Source organism: Comamonas faecalis (genome assembly GCF_039538025.1).
GTDB classification, from domain to species: domain Bacteria; phylum Pseudomonadota; class Gammaproteobacteria; order Burkholderiales; family Burkholderiaceae_C; genus Comamonas_C; species Comamonas_C faecalis.
Map to the genome: position 1 here is coordinate 41,536 of NZ_BAABBP010000028.1, position 7,977 is coordinate 49,512.

The 7,977-nt window shown below is 66.2% G+C and carries 6 protein-coding genes; 5 read left to right on the plus strand and 1 reads right to left on the minus strand.

What is annotated here, in order from left to right:
- Positions 1-36: 36 nt before the first annotated feature.
- Positions 37-2,370, minus strand: a complete 2,334-nt coding sequence (locus ABD767_RS13800) for a penicillin-binding protein 1A (RefSeq protein WP_344869824.1) — start codon at positions 2,368-2,370, stop codon at positions 37-39.
- A gap of 373 nt (positions 2,371-2,743) precedes the next feature.
- Between ABD767_RS13800 and ABD767_RS13805 the strand changes: the two genes are divergently transcribed.
- From ABD767_RS13805 to ABD767_RS13825, 5 genes are read left to right on the plus strand one after another with little or no spacing between them, the layout of a single operon-like run.
- Positions 2,744-3,781 (plus strand): pilus assembly protein PilM, encoded by a 1,038-nt coding sequence (locus ABD767_RS13805; protein ID WP_425549926.1) that lies wholly within the window; start codon positions 2,744-2,746, stop codon positions 3,779-3,781.
- Positions 3,778-4,389, plus strand: coding sequence for a PilN domain-containing protein (locus ABD767_RS13810; protein ID WP_344869822.1), 612 nt, complete (start codon positions 3,778-3,780; stop codon positions 4,387-4,389). The genes ABD767_RS13805 and ABD767_RS13810 overlap by 4 nt, the downstream gene beginning before the upstream one ends.
- Positions 4,390-4,392: 3 nt before the next feature.
- Positions 4,393-5,100 carry a type 4a pilus biogenesis protein PilO gene (locus ABD767_RS13815; RefSeq protein ID WP_103045574.1) on the plus strand — a complete coding sequence of 236 codons (708 nt, stop codon included), beginning with the start codon at positions 4,393-4,395 and terminating at the stop codon, positions 5,098-5,100.
- On the plus strand, positions 5,097-5,657 hold the full coding sequence (locus ABD767_RS13820) for a pilus assembly protein PilP (protein WP_344869823.1): 561 nt from the start codon (positions 5,097-5,099) through the stop codon (positions 5,655-5,657). The genes ABD767_RS13815 and ABD767_RS13820 overlap by 4 nt, the downstream gene beginning before the upstream one ends.
- Before the next feature lie 4 nt (positions 5,658-5,661).
- Positions 5,662-7,767, plus strand: a complete 2,106-nt coding sequence (locus ABD767_RS13825) for a type IV pilus secretin PilQ (protein ID WP_425549927.1) — start codon at positions 5,662-5,664, stop codon at positions 7,765-7,767.
- Positions 7,768-7,977 lie beyond the last annotated feature (210 nt).

A 7,977-nucleotide genomic window follows, 5' to 3' on the forward strand; every position in this document is an offset into this window, starting at 1 on the left:
AGTGGTGTGGTGCCCGCGCGGCGCGGCCGGCGCCCGTCAGCGCTTGAACAGATCCAGGATCTGGCTGCGCTCGGAGTCGCTGGGCGCGGACGTGCCGCCGTCGCTGGCCGCCATGGCGTCTTCCATGCCCAGGCTGGCCACGCCGGTGTTGCGCGCGTATTCGTCGTAATACCACTCGCCGCTGACATTGACCACGCCCGCTGGCACGACCGGCTCGGTGACCGGAACGTCCTTGAGTGCGTAGCGCATGAAGTCGATCCACACCGGCAGGCTCAGGCCACCGCCGGTCTCGCGCCGGCCCAGGTTGCGCGGCGTGTCGTAGCCAATCCAGGTGACCGCGGCCAGCGTGGGCTGAAAGCCGGCGAACCAGGCGTCCATCGCGTCGTTGGTGGTGCCGGTCTTGCCGTACAGATCGGGGCGTTTGAGCGTGGCCTGCGCGCGCGCTGCGGTGCCCGAGCGGGCCACCTCCTGCAGCAGGCTGTCCATGACGAAGGCGTTGCGCGCGTCGATGGCGCGCGGCAGGTCGGCCGGCGTCGGCGGCTGGAAGTGCGACAGCACCTCGCCCTTGTGGTCGGTCACGCGGGTAATCAGGTAGGGGTTGACGCGCAGGCCGCCGTTGGCGAACACCGCAAAGCCGGTCACCAGCTGCAGCGGCGTGACCGAGCCCGCGCCCAGCGCCATCGGCAGGTAGGCCGGGTGTTTGTCGGCGTCGAAGCCAAAGCGCGTGACCCAGTCCTGCGCCGTCTTGGGGCCGATGGCCTGCAGCACGCGCACCGACACCACGTTCTTGGAGCGCGCCAGCGCGGTGCGCAGCGTCATCGGGCCGTCGTACTTGCCGTCGTAGTTCTTGGGCTCCCAGGGCTGGCTGCCGGTGGCGCCGGCGCTGAAGAACAGCGGAGCGTCGTTGACGACGGTGGCGGGGGTGAAACCTTTCTCCAGCGCTGCCGAGTAGATGAAGGGCTTGAACGCCGAGCCCGGCTGGCGCCAGGCCTGGGTGACGTGGTTGAACTTGTTCTTGTTGAAGTCGAAGCCGCCGACCAGCGCCTGGATCGCGCCGGTGCGCGGGTCGATGGCGACGAAGGCGCCCTCGACCTCGGGCAGCTGGGTGATCTGCCACGCGCCCTTGGGGCCGGGCGCCTTGAGGATGCGGATGACCGCGCCGCGGCGCACGCGGATGTTGGGCGCCGCCTTGTCGCTCAGGCCCGATTCGGCTGGCTTCAAGCCCGCGCCGGTGATCTCCAGCGGTTCGCCGTCGCCGCGCATGGCGACGATTTTCCTGGGGCTGGCTTCGAGCACGACGGCGGCGAGCACGTCGCCGTTGTCGGGGTGGTTGGCCAGGACATCGTCGATCAGCGCATCGAGCTCCTCGGCGCTGGCACCCGCGGGCAGGTCGATGAATTGCTCGGGGCCGCGGTAGCGCTGGCGGTACTCGTAATTCATGATGCCGCGGCGCAGCGCCTCGTAGGCCACCTCTTGCTGGCCGGCGTCGAGCGTGGTGTAGACGTTCAGGCCGCGGGTGTAGGTCTCCTCGCCGTACTGGGCATAGACCAGCTGGCGCGCCATCTCGGCTACGTACTCGGCGTGGGTACGCGCGTCGTTGGACGGCGAGCGCAGCTTCAGCGGCTCGGTCCTGGCCTCCTGCGCCTGCTCGGCGGTGATGTAGCCGTTCTCCTGCATGCGCTCGATGATGTAGAGCTGGCGGATGCGCGCGCGCTTGGGGTTCTTGACCGGGTTGTACGAGGAGGGCGCCTTGGGCAGGCCCGCCAGCATGGCCGCCTCGGCCACGCTGATCGACTGCAGCGGCTTGCCGAAATAGATCTCCGAGGCCGCGGCAAAGCCGTAGGCGCGGTTGCCCAGGTAGATCTGGTTCATGTAGATCTCGAGGATCTGGTTCTTGGTCAACAGGTGCTCGAGCTTGAAGGTCAGCAGGATCTCGTAGATCTTGCGGGTGAAGGTCTTCTCGGTCGACAGGTAGACGTTGCGCGCCACCTGCATCGTGATGGTCGATGCGCCCTGGCTCTTGATGCGCCCCAGGTTGGCCAGCACTGCGCGCAGCATGCCGCGGTAGTCCACGCCGTTGTGCTGGAAGAAGCGCGAGTCCTCGATGGCCAGCACCGCGTTGGTCATCACCGGCGGAATGTCGTCGATCGGCGTCAGGTTGCGCCGCTCCTGGCCGTACTCGCCGATCAGCATGCCGTCGGCCGAATACACGCGCAGCGGCAGCTTGGGCCTGTAATCGGCCAGCTCGGAGATGTCGGGCAGGTTGGGATAGGCCACGGCCAAGCCCAGCGCCACGGCGATGACGCCGGCCACGCCGGCCGCGGCGATCAGCGCGACCAGGCCCGCCAGTCCGCGCACCAGCCAGCGCATGCCCGAAGCGGGTTTGCGCGGCGCGGTTTTTTTGGACTTGGATTTGTCGGGAGTGGCTTGGTCGGAAGAAGAAGCAGAAGGCATAGGTCAGCCCGGGTTGGGGAGCTGAACATTATAGAAATGCACCCAAAGTCACCTTGTTGCGCCTGTTTCTCAATGGTGTCGCGATGTTTGCGTCGCTCGCGGCGGCCCGGCCGTTCGTCGGATTTTGACAACGCGGGCGCTCCGCTTGAGGGATAAATCGCTTTGATGTCAATGGCCCTTACTGCTAGGATCAATGCGAAGTGTTAGGTTTTGTTGCGTTTGTCAGAAAAAGACTGTGGGAGGTCGCTTGAGTACCATCGGGTCGTTGTTCAGTCGCCCGTCGGCCCCGATGCTCGGGATCGACATCAGCTCCTCCAGCGTCAAGCTGGTCGAGCTCGAACGCGACAAATCAGGGGGGTGGATCCTGGAGCGCTGCGCGATCGAGTTGCTCGAGCGCGGCTGGATCACCGATGGAAACATCGAGAAGTTCGACGAGGTGGCCGATGCGCTGCGCAAGCTCGTCAAGAAAAGCGGCACCCGTACCAAGAACGTCGCGCTGGCGCTGCCGTCGTCGGCGGTGATCACCAAGCGTGTGACGCTGCCCGCCAACCTCAGCGAACAGGAAATGGAAGTGCAGGTCGAGTCCGAGGCCGGCCAATACATCCCGTTCGCGCTTGAAGAAGTGAGTCTGGATTTCTGCACCATCGGCCCCAACAAGAACATGCCGGGCGAGGTCGACGTCCTGATTGCCGCCTCGCGCAAGGAGAAGGTGCAGGATCGCCAGGGCCTGGCCGAGGCCGCGGGCCTCAAGCCCGTGATCGTCGACATCGAGCCCCATGCCTCGCACCTGGCGGCGCAGCGCCTGATCGACGGCCTGCCGGGGCTCAAGGACGGCGCGGTCGTCGCGCTGTTCGAGATCGGCGCGATGACCACCAGCATGCAGATCATCCGCGGCGCCGAGGTGCTGTACGAGCGCGACCAGGCCTTTGGCGGCGCGCAGCTGACGCAGCAGATCGTGCGCCAGTACGGCTTTTCGTATGACGAGGCCGAGGCCAAGAAGCGCAGCGCCAACCTGCCTGACGACTTTGCCGACACCGTGCTCAAGCCCTTCGTCGACAGCCTGGCGCAGGAGGTCGGGCGCGCGCTGCAGTTCTTCTTCACCAGCACGCCGTTCAACAAGGTCGACCACATCCTGCTGGCCGGCGGCTCGGCGGCGCTCTCTGGCGTGACCCAGGCCGTGGCCCAGGGCACGGGCTTTGCCTGCACCGTGGCCAATCCGTTCCAGGACATGCAGATGGGCGCTTCGGTGCGCCAGAGCCAGCTGGCGCGCGAAGCGCCGTCCTACCTGACGGCGTGCGGGCTGGCGCTGCGGAGGTTTGACCAGTGATACGCATCAACCTGCTGCCCCACCGCGAGGTCGCGCGCAAGCGCCGCCGCGAGCGCTTTCAGTTCACCATGGTGGGCTCGGCGCTGGCCGGCCTCCTGATCGCCGGGCTGATCTACTGGTGGTTCCAGCTGATGATCGACAACCAGCAGGATCGCAACCAGTACCTGCGCAGCGAAATCAAGGTGTTGGACGGCCAGATCAAGGAGATTGCCAATCTGGAGCAGGAAATCACCGCGCTGCGCGCGCGCCAACAGGCCGTGGAGGATCTGCAGGCCGACCGCAACCTGCCGGTGCACCTGCTCAACGAACTGGTGCGCCAGCTGCCCGACGGCGTCTTTCTCACCAGCCTCAAGCAGGTCGACCAGGTCATTACGCTGCAAGGGCGGGCACAGTCCAACGAGCGGGTGTCGGAGCTGCTGCGCAACCTGACCGACAACACGCCCTGGTTCTCCAAGCCCGAGCTGGTGGAGATCGTCGCGGCCAACGTCGCACTGTCGCCCAAGGATCAGCGGCGCGTGGCGCAGTTCAATCTGCGCTTTCGCCTGGTGCGCAGCAGCGAGGCGAACAAGGCCATGGAAGCGGCGGCCAAACAGGGCAAGGAAAAGTAAAGCATGGCAACCCGAAAGACCGCACGATCGGCGCCACGCGTCGACCTGGGCCAGCAGTGGCAGCAGTTGCAGCGCCAGTTCCAGGATCTCGATCCCAAGGATCCCTCGCTGTGGCCGGTGGTGCCGCGCGTGCTGCTGTGCCTGTTCATCGCCGTCGTCGTGGCCGTGGCGCTGTGGTTCGTCTGGCTCAGCGACTACCAGGACGAGCTGGAGACGGCGCAGCGCACCGAGCAGACGCTGCGCGACGACTACCAGAAGAAGCTGGTCAAAGCCGTGGGGCTGGAGGCGCTGAAGAAGCAGCGCGAGCAGGTGCAGCAGTACGTCGCGCAACTGGAGAAGCAGCTGCCGAGCAAGTCGGAGATGTCGGCGCTGCTGTCCGACATCAACCAGGCGGGTCTGGGGCGCAGCCTGCAGTTCGAGCTGTTCCGCCCGGGCCAGACCGTCACGCGCGACTATTACGCCGAGCTGCCCATTGCGATCCGCGTCGCCGGCAAGTACCACGACATGGGCGCTTTCGCCGCCGACGTGGCGCACCTGTCGCGCATCGTCACGCTCAACAACCTGTCGATCGCACCGGCGGGCAAGGACGCCGCGGGCGGCGCACTCAAGCTGGAGGCGACGGCGCGCACCTTCCGCTACCTCGACCCCGACGAGATCCAGGCGCAGCGCGACGCGGCAGCCGCCAAGAACAAGAAGGGCAAGAAGAAATGACGCGACGATGGCCCACCCTGGCCCGCGTGGCCGCATTGCTGGGCGCCTGCACGCTGCTGGCTGCCTGCGTTCCCGGCGACCAGGACGATTTGCGCCAATGGATGAAGCAGCTGCGCGCGACGACCAAACCCCAGATCAAGCCGCTGAGCGAGCCCAAGGAGTTCCATCCGCAGGACTACGTGGCGGGCAGCGGCTCCGATCCGTTCGACCCGATGAAGCTGACCCAGGCGCTGCGCCGCGAGTCGGCGCAGCCCTCGGCCAATGCCTCGCTGATCACACCCGAGCTGTCGCGGCGCAAGGAGCCGCTGGAGGCCTATCCGCTGGACGCCATCAAGATGGTGGGCAGCATGGACAAGGAGGGCGTGCCCACGGCGCTGGTCACCGTGGACAAGCTTTTGTACCAGGTGCGCGTGGGCAACCACCTGGGGCAGAACTACGGAAAAATCGTTGCCATTACAGAAATCGGCATCCAGCTGCGTGAAATCGTGCAAGACCCCGCGGGAGACTGGATCGAGCGCATGACGACGCTGGAATTGCAGGAACAGGGAAAGAGGTGAAACCATGATTCAAGGAACAGCGCGCATACGCCAGTGGCTGCGGGGAATGGGCACGGCGCTCCTTGTCGCATTGGCCAGCACCGCGGCGCAGGCCGCCGGCTCGATCGAGACGGTCGCCGGCTTCGTGCAGGGAGGCTCGGAGGTCTTGCGCATCGACATGTCGCAAGAACCCGAGGCAGTGCCAGCGGGCTTCGTGGTGCAAAGCCCGGCGCGCATTGCGCTGGACTTCCCCGGTGTGGGCAACGCCACCGGCCAGTCGCTGGTGCAGATCAACCAGGGCAACCTCAAGTCGGCCAACATCGTGCAGGCCGGCGAGCGCACGCGCGTGGTGCTCAACCTCAAGCAGGCGACGACCTACCGCGCCGAGGTGCACGGCAAGAGCGTGGTCGTGGTGCTCGACCCGGTCGCCGGCGGCGCCGTCGTGCCCAGCGCCACGCAGCCCACGTTTGCCGAGAGCCACAACAGCGACGTGCAGGCGCTCAGAGACCTGGACTTCCGCCGCGGCACCGACGGCGCGGGCCGCGTCATCATCGGCCTGGGCAGCAATCAGGTGGGCGTCGATCTGCAGCAGCAGGGCAAGGGCCTGGTCGTCGAATTCATGCGCTCGTCGCTGCCCGAGGGGCTGCGTCGGCGCCTGGACGTGTCGGACTTCGGCACGCCGGTGCAGACCATCGCCGCCACCCAGCAGGGCGAGCGCGTGCGCCTGACGATCGACGCCGTCGGCGACTGGGAGCACAGCGCCTACCAGAGCGACAGCCAGTTCGTCGTCGAGGTGAGGCCCAAGAAGGTCGACCTGTCCAAGCTCACGCAGGGGCCGAGCTACACCGGCGAGAAGCTCTCGCTGAACTTCCAGAACATCGAGGTGCGCTCGCTCCTGCAGGTGATCGCCGACTTCACCAACTTCAACATCGTCACCTCCGACACCGTCACCGGCGCGCTGACGCTGCGCCTCAAAGACGTGCCTTGGGACCAGGCGCTGCAGATCATCATGGACGCCAAGGGCCTGGGCATGCGCAAGAGCGGCTCGGTGCTGTGGATCGCGCCCAAGGACGAGATCGACGAGCGCACGCGCAAGGACTACGAGGCCGCGCGCGCCATCGAGAAGCTCGAGCCGCTGCGCACCCAGGGCTTTCAGCTCAACTACGCCAAGGCCAGCGACATGGTTAGCCAGCTGACGGCCGATTCCAGCGGTTCCGGCTCGGGCAGCGGCAGCAGTCGCAACAACCGCTTCCTGTCCGAGCGCGGCAGCGCCCTGGCCGAGCCGCGCACCAACCAGCTGTTCGTGACCGACACCGCGTCCAAGCTCGAAGAGGTGCGCCAGCTGCTGTTGACGCTGGACGTGCCGGTGCGCCAGGTGATGATCGAGGCGCGCATCGTCGAGGCGCGCGACACTTTCGGGCGTTCGCTGGGCGTGCGCCTGGGGGGTGCTGCCGTCGGCAGCAACAAGTCGTTGACCTCGTCCCAGTTCCTGCCGGACACCAGTTCGGGCTCGACGGTGAAATTCCCCAGCGGCAATTTCGTGAACCTGCCTGCCGGCCTTTCGAACTCCGCCAGCGTCGGGCAGTTCGCGCTGTCGATCTTCAACACCTCGATGTCGCGCTTCCTGTCGCTGGAGCTGTCGGCCATGGAGGCCGATGGCCAGGGCAAGATCGTCTCCAGCCCGCGATTGATCACCGCCGACCAGACCAAGGCGCTGATCGAGCAGGGCACTGAATACCCGTACACGGTGACCGCGCCCAACGGCGCGACGACGATCTCGTTCAAGAAAGCGGTGCTCAAGCTGGAGGTGACGCCGCAGATCACGCCCGAGGGCAACATCATCCTGGACCTGGACGTCAACAAGGACAGCCGCGGCGAGACCACCGAGCAGGGCGTGGCCATCGACACCAAGCACATCCAGACCCAGGTGCTGGTGGAGAACGGCGGCACCGTCGTGATCGGCGGCATCTTCGAGCTGGAGGAGACCAACCAGGTCAACAAGATCCCGGTGCTGGGCGACGTGCCGGTCATGGGTAACCTGTTCAAGAGCCGCACGCGCCAGTCCGACAAGCGCGAGATGCTGGTCTTCATCACGCCCAAGGTCATCTCCGACCGCGGCCCGGTGCGCTGAACGCGGCACGCACATCCTGGATCGACCCCGGCCGCGCGCCGGGGTTTTTTCATGCATGATCAAAGGCTGCCGCCCCTAGTACGGCAACCTGGAAGTAGAGGAACACAATGAAAGCGATGGATTCGTGCCCAGGGCAAGGCGCAAACCGCAGCGATAGCCGTAGCTATCGCGAGGATTTGCAACGCCGCCATGGGTGCGAAGACGCGCTTT